Here is a 17,611-nt window from a genome sequence, read left to right as displayed (position 1 = left end):
CCACCGTTCCCGAATCGCATTATTCCCAGGTTCCAGCCGTGACCCCGCCGCCCGCCGCAGCCGCAAGGCTCGACAGTATTCCCATGCCCATGCCGGAGAAGAAGCAGAAGGTTCGCCGCGCGCCTGCGCGCGTCGATCATCCCTTCAAGGGCATCGCGCTGGTGCTGCTGTCGACGGTGTTTCTCGGCTGCTCCGACGTCACCGCGAAATATCTGTCGACGAGCCTGCCCTCGATAGAGATCACCTGGATCCGCTTCGTGACGTTCGCGCTGATGTTCGTGCCGGTGATGCTGCCGGGCTCGCCGCTCCATGCGATGCGCACCGAGCGTCTCGGCCTGCAGCTGATGCGCGGCGCCGCGCTGCTCGGCTCCTCGCTGTTCTTCATCACCGGCCTGAGCTTCCTTCCCATCGCAGAAGCTTCCGCGACCGGTTTCGTCTCGCCGCTGTTCGTCACCGCGCTGTCGATCATCTTCCTGAGCGAGAAGGTCGGCATGCGCCGCTGGATCGCGACCGCGATCGGATTGACGGGCGTGCTGATCATCCTGCGGCCGGGCTCGAGCGCGTTTCACGTCGCCGCGTTCTTCCCGATCATCTCGGCGTTCTGCTGGGCCGCCGCCCTGATCCTGACCCGCATGATGAGCGGACGCGAAGCCGTCCTCACCACCATGGCCTATTCCGCGCTCACGGGTGTTGCAATTCTCAGCCTGATGGTGCCGTTCGTCTGGGTCACGCCGAGCTGGACCGCGATCGGGCTCGGCATCGTGATCGGCATCGCCTCTACCGTCGGCCAGTGGATCGTCGTGCTGGCCTACCGCTACGGCGATGCCTCGGTGCTGGCGCCGTTCTCCTACACGCAGCTGCTGTGGGTCAGCATTCTCGGCTTCTTCCTGTTCGGCGAGCTGCCCGACGTCTGGACCGTCACGGGCGCGGCCTTCATCGTCGCCAGCGGTCTCTACATCGCCCATCGCGAGCGCATTCGCCGCGCCCAGCTCCTGGTGCTGGAAGAGCGTTCCCCGAACCCCTGACGCAAGTTCGTAGCGTCCACTTCGTGCTATCATCGGCTCCAATAACAGGGGAGGAGCCGCATGCGCGCTGCGATTTTCAGGAACGGTGAGATTGTCGTCGACCGCATCGCCGAGCCTAAGTCGGGTCCCGGCCAGGTGCTGGTCAAGACGCTCGCCTGCGGCATCTGCGGCTCCGACCTGCATGCGCGCCAGCATGCCGGCCGCATGGCCGACATGACCAGGAGAGCTGGTCGCAAGCCCATGGATGTCACTCGCGATGTCGTATTCGGCCACGAATTCTGCTGCGAGATCGTCGACTACGGTTCGGCCACCGAACGCAAGCTCAGGCCTGGCACACGGGTCTGCTCGATGCCGGCGCTGCTGACGCCGGAAGGCATCAAGGGCATTGGCTACTCCAACGATTTTGTCGGCGGTTATGCGGAAGCAATGCTGCTCAGCGAAGCACTGCTGCTGGAAGTGCCGAACGGCCTCGCGCCGGAACACGCCGCGCTAACCGAACCGCTCGCGGTCGGGGTCCACGCCGTGGCCAAAGCCAATATCCGCGGCGGCGAGGTGCCGCTGGTGATCGGCTGCGGCCCGGTCGGGCTCGCGGTGATCGCCGCGCTCAAGATCAAGGGCCTGCATCCGATCGTCGCCGCCGACTATTCGCCGGCGCGGCGCGCGCTCGCGGCAAAGCTCGGTGCCGATATCGTTGTCGATCCCAGGGTTTCGCAGCCGTATGCGACCTGGGCGGAGCACGCGCAGATGTCGGAGGCTGAGAAGGCGGCGCGGCCGCCGTTGCAGGCGATGCTGCCGGCGCTGAAGCCGGCGATCATCTTCGAATGCGTCGGCGTGCCCGGCTTGTTGCAGCAGGTGTTCGAGGGCGCGCCGCGCGATGCCAGGATCGTCGTGGTGGGTGTCTGCATGGAGAGCGACAAGAACGAGCCCATGCTCGGCATCATGAAGGAGCTCAACGTCCAGTACGTGCTCGGCTACACGCCGGACGAGTTCGCGGCGTCGCTGCGCCTGATTGCGGAGGGCGAGGTTGATGCGGCAGCGATGGTCACCGCCGAGGTCGGTCTCGACGGCGTCGCAAAAGCCTTTGCCGACCTCGCCAATCCCGAGGCGCACACCAAGATCATCGTGCAGCCGTGGCGGTGATAGTGCAGCCGCAGCGGTGGTGCGCTCCCTCCCTCGCTTGCGGGGGAGGGTTGGGGAGAGGGTGCTTCCGCATCGGTGGTCCCCGTGTGGAGAGAGCCCTCACCCGCGCCTCCGGCGCGACCTCTCCCGCTCGCGGGAGAGGTTAACGGAGAGCGCCTGCCCCAATCAATACTTCGACGGCACGTACATCTCCGGCGGGATCGGGCCGCGGTGATAGTCGGGATTGCGGACGCGCGGCGGCAGCACGACAGGCACGCGGGCGACCTCCTGGTACGGCATCTGGGTCAGGAGATGCGCGATGCAGTTGAGCCGCGCGCGCTTCTTGTCCACGGCGTCGACGATCCACCACGGCGAGTCCGGCAGGTGGGTGTGCTCCAGCATCGTCTCCTTGGCCTTGGTGTACGCCTCCCAGCGACTGCGCGACTCGACGTCCATCGGGCTCAGCTTCCATTGCTTGAGCGGATCCCTGATGCGCATGCTGAAGCGGAACTGCTGCTCGTCGTCGGTGATCGAGAACCAGTATTTGACCAGGATGATGCCGGAGCGGATCAGCATCCGCTCGAACTCCGGCACCGTCTTGAAGAACTCCTGGTACTCCTCCTCCGAGCAGAAACCCATCACGCGCTCGACGCCGGCGCGGTTGTACCAGCTGCGGTCGAACAGCACGATCTCGCCGCCGGCCGGCAGGTGCGAGACGTAGCGCTGGAAGTACCATTGCGTGCGCTCGCGCTCACTCGGCGCTGGAAGCGCGGCGACGCGGCAGATGCGGGGATTGAGCCGCTGGGTGATGCGCTTGATGACGCCGCCCTTGCCGGCGGAGTCGCGGCCTTCGAACAGCACGACGACCTTCTTCTTCTCGCTCTGCACCCAGTCCTGGAGTTTCACCAATTCGCCCTGGAGCCGGAGCAGTTCCCGGAAATAGAGCTTGCGGTCGACCGCGGGGCCCAGCGTGCCGCTTTCGTCCAGCAACTCGTCGAGACGGGCATCATCCAGCTCCATCTCCAGCTCCTCGTCGAGATCGTCGGCCATCTCGCGGATGATGCGCTCGCGGTTGGCGGCTTCAGAGGTGCGGTCGGCTGCGGTCATAAGGTCCTTCTCGCGGGCTTGGATGCCTGTCGCCCACGACCATCGGCGGGGTTTATTGCGTCCATGTGACACCGGTGGGCGGGCGAGCCATCACACCGGCAGCGCGATCGAATATTTCACCTGGCTGAGCGCAAAGCTCGACTCGATCGAGGCGATGCCGTCGAGCCGGGTCAGCTTGGTCTTCAGGAAGGTCTCGTAGGAGGCGAGGTCGGCCGCGACGACGCGCAACAGATAATCGCGGTTGCCGGTCATCAGATAGCATTCCAGCACCTCGTCCCATTTCGAGATCGCGCGTGCGAAGCGGTTGAGATCCTCCTCCTTCTGCCGCGCCAGCTTGATCGAGATGAAGACACTGACATGCAGCCCCAGCGCCTTCTGGTCGACGGTCGCGATGTAGCGCGAGATGACGCCGCGCTGCTCCAGCAGCTTGACCCGGCGGTGGCAGGGCGAGACCGAGAGCCCGACCTTGTCGGCGAGCTCCTGCATGGTCATGCGGCTGTCGTTCTGGAGGTAGCTGAGGATCTTGCGGTCGATGGCGTCGAGCTCGGACATTGGGACGGAACCTGCCTTTTTAGGGTCTTCCCTGGTATGGTATCCCAATATCCGAGGGTATGACGCGAAAAATTGAGAAATCTGGCGCGGCCCGCAGGGGTATGATCGGCCTTATTTTTCCGGAGCATCGCCATGCCCGTTGAGTCCGCCCGCCTCGAAACCCTGACCGCGCTGGCCCGCAAGGCGCTGTGGCTGTCGTCATGGACCATCCACCACGCCAACCACATCCGCCCGAACACGGACGGCCTGAAGGTCGGCGGCCACCAGGCCTCGTCGGCCTCGCTGGCCACCATCATGTCGGCGCTGTATTTCCACGTGCTGAAGCCTGAGGATCGCGTCGCGGTGAAGCCGCATGCGAGCCCGGTGTTTCACGCCATCCAGTACCTGTTCGGCCGGCAGAGCCGCGAGAAGCTGGAGAATTTCCGCGGCTTCAAGGGCGCGCAGTCCTATCCCTCGCGCACCAAGGACGTCGACGACGTCGACTTCTCGACCGGCTCGGTCGGCCTCGGCGTGGCGCAGACGCTGTTCGCCTCGCTGGTGCAGGATTACGTCAAGGCGCATGGCTGGATGAAGGACCGCCGCGAGGGACGGATGATCGCGCTGGTCGGCGACGCCGAGATGGACGAGGGCAACATCTTCGAAGCGCTTGCGGAGGGCTGGAAGCACGGCCTGCGCAACACCTGGTGGGTGGTGGACTATAACCGCCAGTCGCTCGACGCGGTCGTGCGCGAAGGTCTCTGGGAAAAGTTCGAGACCATGTTCCGCAATTTCGGCTGGGACGTCGTCATCGTGAAATACGGCCGGCTGATGCGCGAGGCGTTTGCGGAAGCGGGCGGTGAGGCGCTGAAGCGCTGGATCGACAATTGCCCGAATGCGCTCTACGCCGCGCTGTGCTTCCAGGGCGGTGCCGCCTTCCGTAAGCATCTGCACGACGAAATCGGCGACCAGGGCCCGATCACGAAATTGATCGACAAGCGCAGCGACGAGGAGTTGCTGGCGCTGATGTCGAACCTCGGTGGCCACGACATGGCGAGCATGCTGGACGCCTTCGAGTCGATCGATCACGACCGCCCGGTCTGCTTCATCGCCTACACCATCAAGGGCGTCGGCCTGCCGTTCCAGGGCCACAAGGACAACCACGCCGGCCTGATGACGGTTGCGCAGATGGAAAAATATCGCGAGAGCCAAGGCATCCGTCCCGGCCACGAATGGGACAGATACGAAGGCCTCGCGCAGGACGCTGCCGAACTCGACGCCTTCCTCGCGCGAGTGCCGTTCAACCGGGATGGCCGCCGGCTCTCTGCACCGGTGGTCGAGGTGCCTTCGCAGCTCGCCTTCAAGCCGTCGCCGCAGATGTCGACCCAGCAGGGATTCGGTCTCGTGCTGAACGAGATCGCCCGCGGCGACAGCGAGCTTGCGCAGCGCATCGTCACGACCTCGCCCGACGTCACGGTGTCGACCAATCTCGGTCCCTGGGTGAACCGGCGCGGCCTGTTTGCCCGCGGCGAGAAGGCGGATTTATTCCGCAGCGAGAAAATTCCCTCCACGTTCAACTGGGACTTCTCGCCCAAGGGCCAGCATCTCGAGCTTGGCATTGCCGAGATGAACCTGTTCATCATGCTCTCGGCGCTCGGCCTGTCGCACCAGATCAACGGCGAGCGGCTATTGCCGGTCGGCACGCTCTATGATCCCTTCATCGAGCGCGGGCTCGATGCGTTGAACTATGCCTGCTACCAGGACGCCCGGTTCATGGTGGCGGCGACGCCATCCGGCATCACGCTCGCGCCCGAAGGCGGCGCGCATCAGTCGATCGCGACGCCGCTGATCGGCATGGCGCAGGACGGGCTCGCCTCGTTCGAGCCGGCCTTCGTCGACGAACTCGCCGTGATCATGGGCTGGGGCTTTGAGCACATGCAGCGCGATCCGGGCGAGGGCGGTTCTGTCTATCTGCGCCTTTCGACGCGCGGCATCGAGCAGGCGCAGCGCATCATGACGCCGGAACTGGTGCAGGGCATCACCGACGGCGCCTATTGGCTGCGCAAGCCGGGCCCGAATGCCGAACTCGTGATCGCCTATACCGGCGCGGTCGCGCCCGAAGCGATCGAGGCGACTGGCTTCATCGGCGAGAGCCGCCGCGACATCGGCCTGCTCGCGATCACCTCGGCCGACCGCTTGCATGCGGGCTGGACCGCCGCGCGAAAATTGCGCCGCGATCGTCGCGGCGTGCAGCATCTCAGCCATATCGAAAAATTGCTGGCGCCGCTGCCGCGCGACTGCGGCATCGTGACCGTGATTGACGGCCATCCGGCCACGCTCGGCTGGCTCGGCAGCGTCCGCGGCCATCGCGTCGAGGCGCTCGGCGTCGAGCAGTTCGGCCAGACCGGCACCATCGCCGACCTCTATCGCCACTACGGCATCGACGCCAACGCGATCATCGATGCGGCGGAAAGCCTCACCGCGGGCGCGCCGGTCCTGCATCGCAAGATGGCGGTGTAGTCGAGGTAACTGGCTGTCATTCCGGGGCGACGCGTAGCGTCGAGCCAGGAATCCATCGGGCGTCGGTACAGGTGGTAAAATGGATTCCGGGCTCGCGACTTTGTCGCGCCCCGGCATGACGGCCGAGCCACCTTGCCTCGCTCCCGCCATCGGCTCATATATGCCCCGTCCGCCGCAACGCTGGCCCCGCATATGGCGGGTTCAATTGCCGGCGCTTTCGTGCAAGGATGCCTGCCGAAACGCCCCCACCATGCCCCCAAGAAGAGGTTAACGATGGTCAATCGCATGCAATTCTACATCGACGGCGCCTGGGTCGATCCCGCCGTCAAGAAGTCCACCGCCGTGGTGAACCCCGCGACGGAAGAGGCGATGTACGAGGTTGCGCTGGGCTCCAAGGCTGACGTGGACAAGGCCGTCGCCGCCGCCAAGCGCGCCTTTGCAACGTTCTCCCAGACCAGCCGTGAAGAGCGCGTCGCGCTGCTCACCAAGGTGATCGAGATCTACAAGGGCCGTCTCAAGGAGATCGGCGCCGCCGTGTCCGACGAGATGGGCGCCCCGCTGCCGATGGCCGAGAAGCTCCAGGCGGGCGCCGGCCTCGGCCATCTCATGACCACGCTCGACGTGCTCAAGAACTATCATTTCGAGGAGCCCGTCGGCACCGCCATGGTGCTGCGCGAGCCGATCGGCGTGGTCGGCATGATCACGCCCTGGAACTGGCCCCTGAACCAGATCGCCTGCAAGGTCGCGCCCGCGCTCGCCGCCGGCTGCACCATGATCCTGAAGCCCAGCGAGTTCACCCCGACCTCGGCGCTGATCTTCGCAGAAATCCTCCATGAAGCCGGCGTACCGAAGGGCGTGTTCAACCTCGTCAACGGCCTCGGCCCCGAGGTCGGTGCCGCCATGAGCGAGCACCCCGACATCGACATGATCTCGTTCACCGGCTCGACCCGCGCCGGCATCGACGTTGCCAAGCGCGCGGCGCCGACCGTCAAGCGCGTCAGCCAGGAGCTGGGCGGCAAGTCGCCGAACGTCATCCTCGAAGGCGCCGACCTCACGAAGGCGGTGACCGGCGGCGTGATGCACATGTTCAACAACTCCGGCCAGTCCTGCAACGCGCCCTCGCGCATGATCGTGCCGCTGTCCAAGATGAAGGAAGTCGCGGCGATCGCGAAAGCCGTCGCCGACAAGACCAAGGCCGGTGATCCCCGCGCCGAAGGCACCACCATCGGCCCGGTCGTCAACCGCGGTCAGTGGGACAAGATCCAGGGCCTGATCAAGAAGGGCATCGACGAGGGCGCAACGCTCGTTGCCGGCGGCCCGGGCCTGCCCGAGGGCGTCAACAAGGGCTTCTACGTCCGTCCGACCATCTTCGCCGACGTCACGCCCGACATGACGATCGCCCGTGAGGAAATCTTCGGACCGGTGCTGACCATCATCGGCGCCAAGGACGAAGCCGACGCCGTGCACATCGCCAACGACACGCCGTATGGTCTCGCCGGCTATGTCACGGGCGCTTCGGTCGAGGACGCCAAGCGCGTCGGCCGGCAGATCCGCGCCGGCAACGTCAACCTCCAGGGCGTTCCCAACGATCGCACCGCGCCGTTCGGCGGCTACAAGCAGTCCGGCAACGGCCGCGAGTGGGGCAAGTACGGCCTTGAGGACTTCCTCGAAGTGAAGGCCGTCGCCGGCTTCAACGCGGCGTAAGTTCTATCGCCTCAACGAACGAAGCGCCGGAGCGGGCAACCGCTCCGGCGCTTTTATTTTGCTCCGCCGTCATTGCGAGCGTAGCGAAGCAATCCAGAATCTTTCCGCAGAGGCAGTCTGGATTGCTTCGTCGCAAGTGCTCCTCGCAATGACGGGGAGAGTGTGGAGACTCTATCCCCCCACCGCGCCCTGCGTGTTCACATACAGCGCGTAGATCGACTGGCTCGCCGCCATGAACAGGCGGTTGCGCTTGACGCCGCCGAAGCAGAGATTGGCGCAGCGCTCGGGCAGTGCGATGCGGCCGATCATGACGCCGTCGGGCGCGAACACGACGACGCCGTCGAGCTCCGGATCGCCCATGCCCCAGCCGCACCAGAGATTGCCGTCGATGTCGCAGCGCATGCCGTCCGGCGTGCCGGGGCCTGCATCGATGAAGACACGCTTGTTCGAAATCGCAGTGCCGTCCGCCGAGACGTCATAGGCGAGGATTTTCCGGTTGGGCACGCCGCGGGATTCCACGACGTACAGAATTTTTTCATCGGGCGAGAAGCACAGCCCGTTCGGACCGAGCACGCCTTCGGCGACGATGCTCGCCTTGCCGGTCGCGGGATCGAACCGGTAGACATTTGCGTCGATCTCGGGTTCGGCCTTGTAGCCCTCGTAATTGCCGAGCAGGCCAAAGGTCGGATCGGTGAACCAGATCGTGCCGTCGGATTTCACCACGACGTCATTCGGTGAGTTGAGCTTCTTGCCGCCAAAGGAGTCCATCAGCACGGTGATGCTGCCGTCATATTCGGTGCGGGTCACGCGGCGCCCGCCGTGCTCGCAGGTGACGAGCCGGCCCTGCCGGTCGCGCGTGTTGCCATTGGCGAAATTGGAGGGCTTGCGGAACACCGACACCGTGCCGGTCTCCTCCTCCCATTTGAGGATGCGCTGGTTGGGGATGTCGCTGCACAAGAGATAGCGCCCGTCGCCGAACCATACTGGCCCTTCGGCCCAGCGCAGGCCGGTGGTCAGTCGCTCCACCGCCGACAGTTTCAACCAGTATTTTTCGAAGCGGGGATCGAGCGCGTGAATGGCTGGATCGGGATAGTAGCTCGCCGGCCTCCAGCCTGACCGCTCCTGGGTGTGGGACGATGCCTCATTCATGTCGGTTCTCTCGTTTCGTTCCCTCTGGACAATGCTGCTATCATTAGAGACACGTGACGGCAAATCGGTCACCAGCGACGAGGGAAGACATGCCGCGCATCTTGATGACGGGAGCTTCGGGCGGAATCGGAACGCGCCTGCGCAAATTGCTGCCGCCGATCTATCCCGACCTGCTCCTCTCCGACATCCGCGAGCCCAAGGACCTCGGCCCTAAAGAGCAGTTCAAGGCCGCGGACCTGTCCGACCTCGCGCAGGTCGAGGCACTTTGCGAGGGCGTCGACGGCATCCTCCATTTCGGCGGCTATTCGGTCGAAGGCCCGTGGGACGACATCCTCCAGGCCAACATCATCGGCGGCTACAATCTGTTCGAGGCCGCGTACCGCAAGGGCGTCAAGCGCGTGGTGTTCGCCTCGTCCAATCACGTCGTCGGCTTCTATCCGCGCCACCACAAGATCGGTACCGACGTCACCGTGCGCCCCGATGGGCGCTACGGCGTCAGCAAGGTGTTCGGCGAAGCGGTCGGTTCGCTCTATGCCGACAAGCACGGGCTTAAGGTCACCTGCATCCGCATCGGCAATTGCGACGAGCGGCCGCTCGATCACCGCCGCATCGCGATGTGGCTGAAGCCGGAAGATCTGGTGCAGCTCTGCCAGATCGGGCTCGAGCATCCCGACATCCATTTCGAGGTGTTCTACGGCGTGTCGCTGAACGAGCGCGCCTGGTGGGACAACCACCGCGCCTACGCGTTCGGCTATCGCCCGACGGGGCGCTCCGAGGATCACGTGGCGCACGCGATGGCCGAGCAGGCCAAGCTGAAGCCGGATCCGATCGGCGATCACTACCAGGGCGGCGCGTTCTGCAGCAACGAGTTCGACGGTGACGCGAGCCGGATCATCGACTGGAATAAGCGCTAAGGCTCGCTAGGTCCTGGCAAACGAAAGGGCCGTCTGGAAAGACGGCCCTTGTTTGTTATTCGACGATCTCGACGATCCGGTGGGTTCGCGGCTCGACGAGCACGGTGCGCCCGTTGACCACCGTGTAACGATACTCACGGGCGCCGTACTCCGGCGGCACCTCGTAATAGGTCACGCCTTCCTCTGGAAGAACGGCTCCAACTCTCACATCCTCGCGATACTGATATGAGGGGCGTCGTTGTTCGACGACGTAGGAGTGGAAGCGAGGACGCTGGTCGACACCAAGGACTCCCGCTACGCCGCCAACGACGCCTCCGACGACGCCACCGACAACAGCACCGACCGGGCCTGCCGCTCGCTCACCATCCCGCGCACCGCGTTCGACACCTCCGGGGACGCCCTGGGCCTGGGACGCCACGGGAAGCATAACGGCGACAGCAATAGCGGCAGCTCCGACAAAACGGCAAATCATGGCAGCTCCTACGATGGGGGATTGGTTCAGGACCAAGTACCAAGCGGCCGATAGGTTCCCCGGGGATTGCCGAGGTGGGGCGTTATCTTCCGGACAAGCGCGTGGCATGCCTCGGAATCAAAAATGCAGGTTGAGGCGCAGCAGAGCCTGGTGGCGTTCGAACTGGTCGAGGTTGAGGCTGCGGTTGTCTCCAAGGGCGCTGCCCGCAACCTGCATCTGCCAGGTGCCGGAGATGCCGATCTCTTTTGAGATGGTGTAAGAGAAGGTTGGTCCGGCGAAGATTGCGTCGCCTGCAAAGCGGTTGAGTGCGCCACCGTCATAGGCCCGCGCGTAGCGAACGCCGAGGCCGAACACGAGCTCGGGCCGGACGGCGTATGAGAGCGCTGCCTGCAACTGCATCTCGGAATCGTGTCGCCACAGATCGGTCGCGATCTCGCGCGTTCCGCCGGTCCCGTACCAGACGTTGAAGGCCGCAAACAGCCTGTCCTTGATCAACTCGCGATCGAACAACGCGGCAAACTCTGCGCCATATTGCGCGATAGGAATCCCACTGGCGTCGTCGATCCGGCTCCAGCCGGGCTGTGCGTGGAGGGTCAGCCCGAACGGTGCGACGGCGCGATCAACCAGCTTGTAGCGCAATTCAAGTGCAGCACCGCTGAACGCGACGTCCTGATGATCCGCAAGTCCGGGGACGCCTCGAATGCGCTGTCCGCTCAACGAAAATCCAGGCGCGATCCGGAAATTGTCCGAGACCGTGTATTTGACCTGGTTGAGATTGGCCAAGGCTGCGTAGCTGCCGGAGCGCTTGCCGAACGCGCCAACATTCTCGAACTCGACCTCGATTTCGCCAGGCTTGCCGATGTCGGAGCCCATGCTGAAACCAAAAATGTGCTCTGTGTCGATGTCCGCGTGATCTGCCGGCAGCCCAAGTGGTGGCTTGGAGATGCCGGGGCTCAACACGGTCCGGGAGGGAGCGTATGCCGGCCCACCTGGCTTATCGCCGGCGAAGGCCGAGATGCAGCCCGCCAAATGACCGGCCGCGATCGTTACCGCCGCCGCGGCGCGCGAGAAGCGCCATTTTCCGGACGCGAACAAATCCATGAGCACGAGAATCCAGACACCTTCTGAAGACGGGGGACTAGAGTGCGATTGCAAGTCATTCGCAAAATGATCCCATGGAACTTCATAGGCTGCAATTGTTGCTAGTCATTCTTAGTTGCGTTCTAATGTCGCGGATGCCGATGCCGAACAAATGGCCACGCTTCTACCGAGGGGCTGGCGGCTGGAACGGCAGGTGTTCGCTCGCGCCGCGCCGGCGGGTCTAAGGGACTGACTGGCGCTCCGCCTCATCACTCGCAATCCGCGCCAGATAGTCCTTCTTGCTGAACTGCATGTGATCCACACACAACTGCGCCAGCGCCCAGCTGTCGCGGCCCTTCAACAGCTCGATCATCAACTCGTGCTGTCGGCGCGACTGCGCGAGGCCGTCGCGGTCGGCGAGGTTCTTGGCGCGCATCGGCAGCGTCAGGTTCATGTAGTCCTGCAGCGAGCGCACCAGATAGGGATTGCCGCAGGCGGCGAACAGCGCGACGTGGAAGGCGTCGTTGGTCTCGTGAATGCCGCGCAGGTCTCGCACATCCGCCTTCGCGCAATACTGCGATTGCAGGGCTGTCAGCTCGTCGATCAGGGCCTGCGGCGCGGGCAGGGGAATCATCAGCGCGGCCTGCCGGGTCAACATCTCGCGGACCTCGTAGATCTGCCGGACCTCCTCGGCCGAATAGAACCGCACTGTTGCGCCGACGTTCTTCTCGCGGCGGACAATGCCGCGGCGCTCGGCGTCCACCAGCGCCTGCCGCACGAAATGCCGCGAGGTGCCGTAGGCCGACATCAGCGCGTCCTCGGTCAGGCGCGCGCCCGGCGCGAGGCGGCCGAAGATGATGTCTTCTTCCAGCCGCGCAACGACGTCGTCCGGATCATCGCGCCGGACCGGCATTGCCTCAGCGGTGCGAATGTCGGACATGCCCTCAGCCTCCGGCTTTGGCCGGTCCGTCCTGTGGAGCAGGGAAGGGGCAGATTGTCAATAATACGTGTCGTGAGCGGCGTCAGAAGGCCGAACTGCGACAATATGGGCCAATCTTATTGACAATCGAGGGACAGGCTGTACCACAATGGCAAGGCAAGGAGTGGCATGATGACGAGTGGTTTGCGCAAGGGTCTGACGAGCTATGGCGATGCCGGCTTCTCGCTGTTCCTGCGCAAGGCGTTCATCAAGGCCATGGGCTATTCCGACGACGCGCTGGAGCGCCCGATCGTTGGCATCACCAACACCTATAGCGACTACAATCCCTGCCACGGCAACGTTCCCCAGATCATCGAAGCCGCCAAACGCGGCGTGATGCTGTCGGGCGCGATGCCGTTCGTATTCCCGACCATCTCGATCGCCGAGAGCTTTGCGCATCCGACCTCGATGTATCTGCGCAATCTGATGGCGATGGACACCGAGGAGATGATCCGGGCGCAGCCGATGGATTCGGTGATCGTGATAGGCGGCTGCGACAAGACACTTCCCGCGCAAGTCATGGCCGCGATCAGCGCCGATTTGCCGACCGTGGTCATCCCCGTGGGACCCATGGTGGTCGGCCATCACAAGGGCGAGGTGCTGGGCGCCTGCACCGATTGCCGTCGTCTCTGGGGTAAGTATCGCGCCGGCGAGATGGACGATGTCGAGATCGAGGCGGTTAACGGCCGCCTCGCGCCATCGGTCGGCACCTGCATGGTGATGGGCACGGCCTCGACCATGGCCTGCATGATCGAGGCCATGGGCCTGTCGCTGCCGATGAGCGCGACGATTCCGGCGCCGCATGCCGAACGCTTCCGTCTGGCCGAGGCCAGTGGCCGGGTCGCGGCCGAGATGGCAAAGACCAAGGGGCCGAAGCCGAGTGAGATGCTGACGCCGGCCTCGTTCAAGAACGCGCAGGTCGTGCTGCAGGCGATCGGTGGCTCGACCAACGGCTTGATCCATCTGACGGCGATGGCGCATCGCTCGCCGCACCGGCTCGATCTCGAAGTGTTCGACCAGATCGGCCGCGAGGTGCCGGTGCTGATCGATCTGAAGCCGTCGGGCGAGCACTACATGGAGCATTTCCATCACGCCGGCGGCGTGCCGAAACTGCTGGCGCAGCTCGGCGACCTCGTCGATCTCGATACGAAAACCATTTCAGGCCAGACCCTGCGCGATGTTGTCGCCAATGCGGAAGACGTGCCCGGCCAGGACGTGATCCGGTCGCGCGACAATCCCATCAAGAAGGAAGGCGGCCTTGCCGTCCTGCACGGCAACCTCGCGCCGCGCGGTGCCGTCATCAAGCAATCCGCCGCGAGCCCGAAGCTGCTGAAGCATACCGGGCGGGCCGTGGTGTTCGAATCCGTCGAGGACATGACGCTGCGCGTTGACGATCCCGATCTCGACGTTACCGCCGACGACGTGCTGGTGCTGCGCAATGCCGGCCCCAAGGGTGCGCCCGGCATGCCGGAGGCGGGCTATCTGCCGATCCCGAAGAAGCTCGCGCGCGGCGGCACCAAGGACATGGTGCGCATTTCCGACGCGCGCATGAGCGGCACCGCGTTCGGCACTATCGTTTTGCACATCACCCCGGAATCCGCCGTCGGCGGGCCGCTGGCGCTGGTGAAGAACGGCGACATGATCAGTCTGGATGTTGCCAGGCGCAGCATTGAGCTGCTGGTCGATGCCGCCGAGCTCGAACGGCGTCGTGCCGCCTTGAAGCCGGCCGCCGCGCCCGACGAGGCGCGGCGCGGCTACGCCTGGCTGTTCAACGAGACCATCATGCAGGCCGACGAGGGCTGCGATTTCGATTTCATGCAGAGGACTGGGAAGAAGACCGAGACAGGCTGACAAACGACGAGCGCCCAGACCGCACAAGCGGCGGGCGATAAAACAGGGGGAAACGATGATTGCGCGATCCATGAGTGGATTGGTGGCTGCCGCCGCCATGCTTTTCGTCACCGGAGCCGGGGCGCAGGAGGTGAAGCATTATCGCTTCGCCTACGACCAGCCGCGCAACACCGGCTATTCCATCGCGGGCGACCTCTTTGCCGACAAGCTCAAGGAACTGAGCAAAGGCACCATGATCATCGACCAGTATCCCGGCGCGCAGCTCGGCCAGGAGCCGCAATTGCTGCAGCTCGTGAAGGCCGGAGACATCGAATTCGCGATCATCTCCTCGGCCAACACCGCGACCATCTCGCCGCAGGCCGGCGTGATGTCGCTGCACTTCCTGTTCCGTGACGAGAACCACGTCATCAAGGGGCTGGCCGATCCGAAAGTGTTCGAGGCGCTCAAGACCATGATCGACGAGACCACGCAGGGCCTGCACGTGATCGCGACGGGCTCGCAGGGCGTGCGCCACATGTACTCCAAGCGCGAGATCCACAATGTGGCTGATATCAAGGGCCTGAAGATCCGCGTGCAGGCCACCGCGACCGAGGACACTATGTTCCCGGCCTATGGCGCTCAGACCGTGCACATGCCGTTCGGCAGCGTCTACACGAGCCTGCAGACCGGCGTGGTAGACGTCGCCGAGAACAGCATCAACGTCTACCTCGTCAACAAGCACTACGAGGTCGCCCCGGTCCTCAACATCACCGAGCACGAGGCCAACAACGCGCTGGTCTTCATCTCCGACAAGCTCTGGCAGAGCCTGTCGGCGGAGCAGAAGGGGTGGGTGCAGACGGCGGCCAACGAGATCAGCACCAAGGAGCCGGCGAAGGCGTTCGACCTTGAGCGCACCGCGGCCGAGAAGCTGAAGAAAATGGGCGTCAAGGTCGTCACGGACGTCGACAAGAAGAGTTTTACGGGGATTGCCGACCCCTATCTCGACAAGCTCGCCAAGGAGCTCGGCCCGCACGCCGAGAAGGTCAAGAACCTGATCCGGTCGGTGAACTGACGGTGCGCTCCCTCTCCCGCTTGCGGGAGAGGGCTGGGGAGAGGGTGTCCACGGAGAGACTCCCAAAGAGGAGAGAACCCTCACCCGCGCCTGCGGCGCGACCTCTCCCGCAAGCGGGAGAGGTGAAGACAACTCGCAGTCATATTCCATTTGAGCTCACCCCGCTACGAGGCGGGACGACGGGGGACTAAATGCCCATCGCCGAAAAACTGGTTCTGACGCGCCAGCGACACCTGAAATGGCGCTGGCTCGACTGGCTCGAGCTTGCGCTGATGATCCTGTGCGGCCTGCTCTGCTTCGGCTTCTCGCTGTCGGTGACGGCGGACATCGTCACCCGCACCATCGGCCATCCCTGGCTATGGCTTCAGGAAGTCACTTCGACGCTGTTCATCTATGCGATCTTCGTCGGGACGGCGGCTGCAACCCGGCGCAACGACCATCTCTACCTCACCGCGATCTCCGAGGCGATGCATGGCACGCCGCGGCTGATCGTCGAGGTGATCATCCGCCTCGTCGTGCTCGGCGTCGCGTTTTGCCTGATCTGGTATGGCTATCAGAACTATCTCCGTGGCTTCGGTAGCTTCCGGCTGCCGTCGGGCACGCCGATCGCCTCGCTCTATGCGATCATCCCGTTGTCAGGCGTGCTGATCGGCCTGTTCACGATCGAGCAGCTGATCAACGGCCTGCGCAACGGTTTTGACCATCCCGAGCCTCCCGAGGAGGATGGAGCGCCAGACGTCACCGATGCACAGATGAGGGCACAGCCGTGAGCGCACCCGTCGTTCTGACCTTGATGACGATCTGCTTCCTGTCGTTCGGCTATCTCGGGGTGCCCGTGCCCTTCTCGCTGATGGCCGGTGTCTTCATCGGCGCGATCCTCTCGGACGTCTCGCTCGCTGCGATCATCCAGAAGATTTTTGACGGCGTCGATTCCGAGGCGCTGCTGGCGATCCCGTTCTTTCTGCTGGTCGGCGAGCTCATGAGCTCGGCCAATGTGGTGGTGCGAATAGCCAATTTGTCGGTGTCGCTGGTTGGGCATATCAGGGGCGGGCTGTCGCAGGTCGTGGTCGTCTTCAGCATGTTTTTCTCCGAAATGTCGGGCTCGACCACGGCCGATGTCGCGGTGATGAGCCGCGCCCTCGGTGGTCCGATGAAGCGCGAGGGTTACGAGCCCGCCTTCATCGCCGCCATCATTGCATCCGCCTCCACGATTGCGGCGCTGGTGCCGCCCAGCATCACCGCGGTGGTCTATGGCGCGGTCGGCAACGTCTCGATTGCGGGCCTGTTCATGGCAGGCGTGGTGCCGGGCCTGATGATCGGCTTCGGGCTGATGATCTACTGCTACTTCTTCGGCCCCTCCGGCCTGCGCAAGCCGCGCGCGCCGCTGCGGCAGGTGGTGTTCGCCGCGGGCGATGCGGCTTTGCCGCTGATGATCCCGGTGATCCTGCTGGGCGGCATTCTCACCGGCTGGTTCACGCCGACGGAAGCCGGCGTCGTCGCCGTGGTCTGGATCATCCTGGTGGTGATCCCCGCGCTCAATCGCGGGCATATCAGGAAAATCCCTTACGACTTCTGCCTCGCGGGCCTGATCTTCTCGCTGCCCCTGATCACGATTGGCGCCGCCAATGCGTTCGGCTGGATGCTCGCCTATTTGCGCGGCGCCAGTTACATCGCCGATGTGATCACTTCGATGGCCGGCAACGATCCGCATCTGATCATGCTGCTGATGGTGCTGCTGTTCACCGTGGTCGGCGATTTCATCGAGCCGGTGCCGACCATCATCATCTTCATGCCGCTGGTGAATACGCTCACCGAGGCCGGGGACATCAACGCCGTGCACATGGGCGTCGTGCTGATCGCGACGCTCGCCTTCGGCCTGATCACGCCGCCTTACGGCCTGGTGCTGCTGATGGCGTCGAAATTCGTCGGCGTCAGTTTTGCCAAGGCGCTACGCGCGGCGTTGCCGATCTATCTGGTATTCCTTGGGACGATCGCGTTTGCGATCTACTTCCCGAGCGTGGTGCTGTGGCTGCCGCAGAAAGTGCTGCCGGAATCGGTCGGTTGCTTCAAGTCGCCGGCGGGAACGGGCTACATCTGTCCTAAGTAATCTTG

At 64.2% G+C, this 17,611-nt stretch carries 15 protein-coding genes; 9 read left to right on the top strand and 6 right to left on the bottom strand.

Annotated elements, in window-relative coordinates; translation table 11 throughout:
- Positions 1-83 precede the first annotated feature (83 nt).
- Together FNV92_RS25880 and FNV92_RS25875 are read left to right on the top strand one after the other, a co-directional pair.
- Positions 84-1,025: a DMT family transporter gene (locus FNV92_RS25880; RefSeq protein ID WP_168213804.1), complete on the top strand. Its 942-nt coding sequence runs from the start codon at positions 84-86 to the stop codon at positions 1,023-1,025.
- Between the two features lie 60 nt (positions 1,026-1,085).
- Positions 1,086-2,165 carry a zinc-binding dehydrogenase gene (locus FNV92_RS25875; protein ID WP_143843994.1) on the top strand — a complete coding sequence of 360 codons (1,080 nt, stop codon included), beginning with the start codon at positions 1,086-1,088 and terminating at the stop codon, positions 2,163-2,165.
- A gap of 165 nt (positions 2,166-2,330) precedes the next feature.
- Here the strand turns inward: FNV92_RS25875 and ppk2 are convergent, their stop codons facing one another.
- Entirely contained in the window at positions 2,331-3,251 is a 921-nt protein-coding gene (gene ppk2 / locus FNV92_RS25870; protein ID WP_168213565.1) for a polyphosphate kinase 2, read from the bottom strand.
- Positions 3,252-3,341: 90 nt separating this feature from the next.
- Positions 3,342-3,803, bottom strand: coding sequence for an Lrp/AsnC family transcriptional regulator (locus tag FNV92_RS25865; protein ID WP_143843996.1), 462 nt, complete (start codon positions 3,801-3,803; stop codon positions 3,342-3,344).
- Between the two features lie 132 nt (positions 3,804-3,935).
- Between FNV92_RS25865 and FNV92_RS25860 the strand changes: the two genes are divergently transcribed.
- Positions 3,936-6,299: a transketolase gene (locus tag FNV92_RS25860; protein WP_143843997.1), complete on the top strand. Its 2,364-nt coding sequence runs from the start codon at positions 3,936-3,938 to the stop codon at positions 6,297-6,299.
- Positions 6,300-6,572: 273 nt separating this feature from the next.
- A complete protein-coding gene (locus tag FNV92_RS25855; protein WP_143843998.1) occupies positions 6,573-8,003 on the top strand; it encodes an aldehyde dehydrogenase family protein in 1,431 nt (476 codons plus the stop codon).
- A 171-nt stretch (positions 8,004-8,174) separates the two neighbouring features.
- Here the strand turns inward: FNV92_RS25855 and FNV92_RS25850 are convergent, their stop codons facing one another.
- Complete coding sequence (locus tag FNV92_RS25850) at positions 8,175-9,152, bottom strand: SMP-30/gluconolactonase/LRE family protein (protein WP_143843999.1); 978 nt, start codon at positions 9,150-9,152, stop codon at positions 8,175-8,177.
- A gap of 89 nt (positions 9,153-9,241) precedes the next feature.
- Between FNV92_RS25850 and FNV92_RS25845 the strand changes: the two genes are divergently transcribed.
- Positions 9,242-10,066: an NAD-dependent epimerase/dehydratase family protein gene (locus FNV92_RS25845; RefSeq protein WP_015687649.1), complete on the top strand. Its 825-nt coding sequence runs from the start codon at positions 9,242-9,244 to the stop codon at positions 10,064-10,066.
- 55 nt (positions 10,067-10,121) lie between these two features.
- Here FNV92_RS25845 and FNV92_RS25840 read toward each other — a convergent pair whose 3' ends face one another.
- The 3 genes from FNV92_RS25840 to FNV92_RS25830 form a co-directional block, all read right to left on the bottom strand.
- Positions 10,122-10,538: a DUF1236 domain-containing protein gene (locus FNV92_RS25840; RefSeq protein WP_143844000.1), complete on the bottom strand. Its 417-nt coding sequence runs from the start codon at positions 10,536-10,538 to the stop codon at positions 10,122-10,124.
- A 117-nt stretch (positions 10,539-10,655) separates the two neighbouring features.
- Complete coding sequence (locus FNV92_RS25835; protein ID WP_143844001.1) at positions 10,656-11,645, bottom strand: hypothetical protein; 990 nt, start codon at positions 11,643-11,645, stop codon at positions 10,656-10,658.
- Positions 11,646-11,859: 214 nt separating this feature from the next.
- A complete protein-coding gene (locus FNV92_RS25830; protein WP_015687645.1) occupies positions 11,860-12,558 on the bottom strand; it encodes a GntR family transcriptional regulator in 699 nt (232 codons plus the stop codon).
- 171 nt (positions 12,559-12,729) lie between these two features.
- On the opposite strand from FNV92_RS25830, the gene FNV92_RS25825 reads away from it, so the two are divergent.
- From FNV92_RS25825 to FNV92_RS25810, 4 genes are all read left to right on the top strand, one after another.
- Positions 12,730-14,448: an IlvD/Edd family dehydratase gene (locus FNV92_RS25825; RefSeq protein ID WP_168213805.1), complete on the top strand. Its 1,719-nt coding sequence runs from the start codon at positions 12,730-12,732 to the stop codon at positions 14,446-14,448.
- 55 nt (positions 14,449-14,503) lie between these two features.
- Positions 14,504-15,499 carry a TRAP transporter substrate-binding protein gene (locus tag FNV92_RS25820; RefSeq protein ID WP_143844003.1) on the top strand — a complete coding sequence of 332 codons (996 nt, stop codon included), beginning with the start codon at positions 14,504-14,506 and terminating at the stop codon, positions 15,497-15,499.
- A 191-nt stretch (positions 15,500-15,690) separates the two neighbouring features.
- Complete coding sequence (locus tag FNV92_RS25815; RefSeq protein WP_143844004.1) at positions 15,691-16,269, top strand: TRAP transporter small permease; 579 nt, start codon at positions 15,691-15,693, stop codon at positions 16,267-16,269.
- Positions 16,266-17,606: a TRAP transporter large permease gene (locus tag FNV92_RS25810; RefSeq protein WP_015687641.1), complete on the top strand. Its 1,341-nt coding sequence runs from the start codon at positions 16,266-16,268 to the stop codon at positions 17,604-17,606. Before FNV92_RS25815 ends, FNV92_RS25810 begins: the two co-directional genes overlap by 4 nt.
- The last annotated feature ends 5 nt before the right edge of the window (positions 17,607-17,611 follow it).

The organism is Bradyrhizobium cosmicum, from assembly GCF_007290395.2.
Lineage (GTDB): Bacteria > Pseudomonadota > Alphaproteobacteria > Rhizobiales > Xanthobacteraceae > Bradyrhizobium > Bradyrhizobium cosmicum.
This window is presented reverse-complemented; position numbering and strand designations above follow the sequence as displayed.

What these genes read in the sequence shown, in the direction of transcription:
- FNV92_RS25825 (WP_168213805.1), top strand. Translation starts at nt 12,730, where the DNA reads ATGACGAGTGGTTTGCGCAAGGGTCTGACGAGCTATGGCGATGCCGGC.
- FNV92_RS25880 (WP_168213804.1), top strand. Translation starts at nt 84, where the DNA reads ATGCCCATGCCGGAGAAGAAGCAGAAGGTTCGCCGCGCGCCTGCGCGC.
- FNV92_RS25860 (WP_143843997.1), top strand. Translation starts at nt 3,936, where the DNA reads ATGCCCGTTGAGTCCGCCCGCCTCGAAACCCTGACCGCGCTGGCCCGC.
- FNV92_RS25850 (WP_143843999.1), bottom strand. Translation starts at nt 9,152, where the DNA reads ATGAATGAGGCATCGTCCCACACCCAGGAGCGGTCAGGCTGGAGGCCG.
- FNV92_RS25830 (WP_015687645.1), bottom strand. Translation starts at nt 12,558, where the DNA reads ATGTCCGACATTCGCACCGCTGAGGCAATGCCGGTCCGGCGCGATGAT.
- FNV92_RS25815 (WP_143844004.1), top strand. Translation starts at nt 15,691, where the DNA reads ATGCCCATCGCCGAAAAACTGGTTCTGACGCGCCAGCGACACCTGAAA.
- FNV92_RS25845 (WP_015687649.1), top strand. Translation starts at nt 9,242, where the DNA reads ATGCCGCGCATCTTGATGACGGGAGCTTCGGGCGGAATCGGAACGCGC.
- FNV92_RS25865 (WP_143843996.1), bottom strand. Translation starts at nt 3,803, where the DNA reads ATGTCCGAGCTCGACGCCATCGACCGCAAGATCCTCAGCTACCTCCAG.
- FNV92_RS25820 (WP_143844003.1), top strand. Translation starts at nt 14,504, where the DNA reads ATGATTGCGCGATCCATGAGTGGATTGGTGGCTGCCGCCGCCATGCTT.
- FNV92_RS25840 (WP_143844000.1), bottom strand. Translation starts at nt 10,538, where the DNA reads ATGATTTGCCGTTTTGTCGGAGCTGCCGCTATTGCTGTCGCCGTTATG.
- FNV92_RS25855 (WP_143843998.1), top strand. Translation starts at nt 6,573, where the DNA reads ATGGTCAATCGCATGCAATTCTACATCGACGGCGCCTGGGTCGATCCC.
- ppk2 (WP_168213565.1), bottom strand. Translation starts at nt 3,251, where the DNA reads ATGACCGCAGCCGACCGCACCTCTGAAGCCGCCAACCGCGAGCGCATC.
- FNV92_RS25875 (WP_143843994.1), top strand. Translation starts at nt 1,086, where the DNA reads ATGCGCGCTGCGATTTTCAGGAACGGTGAGATTGTCGTCGACCGCATC.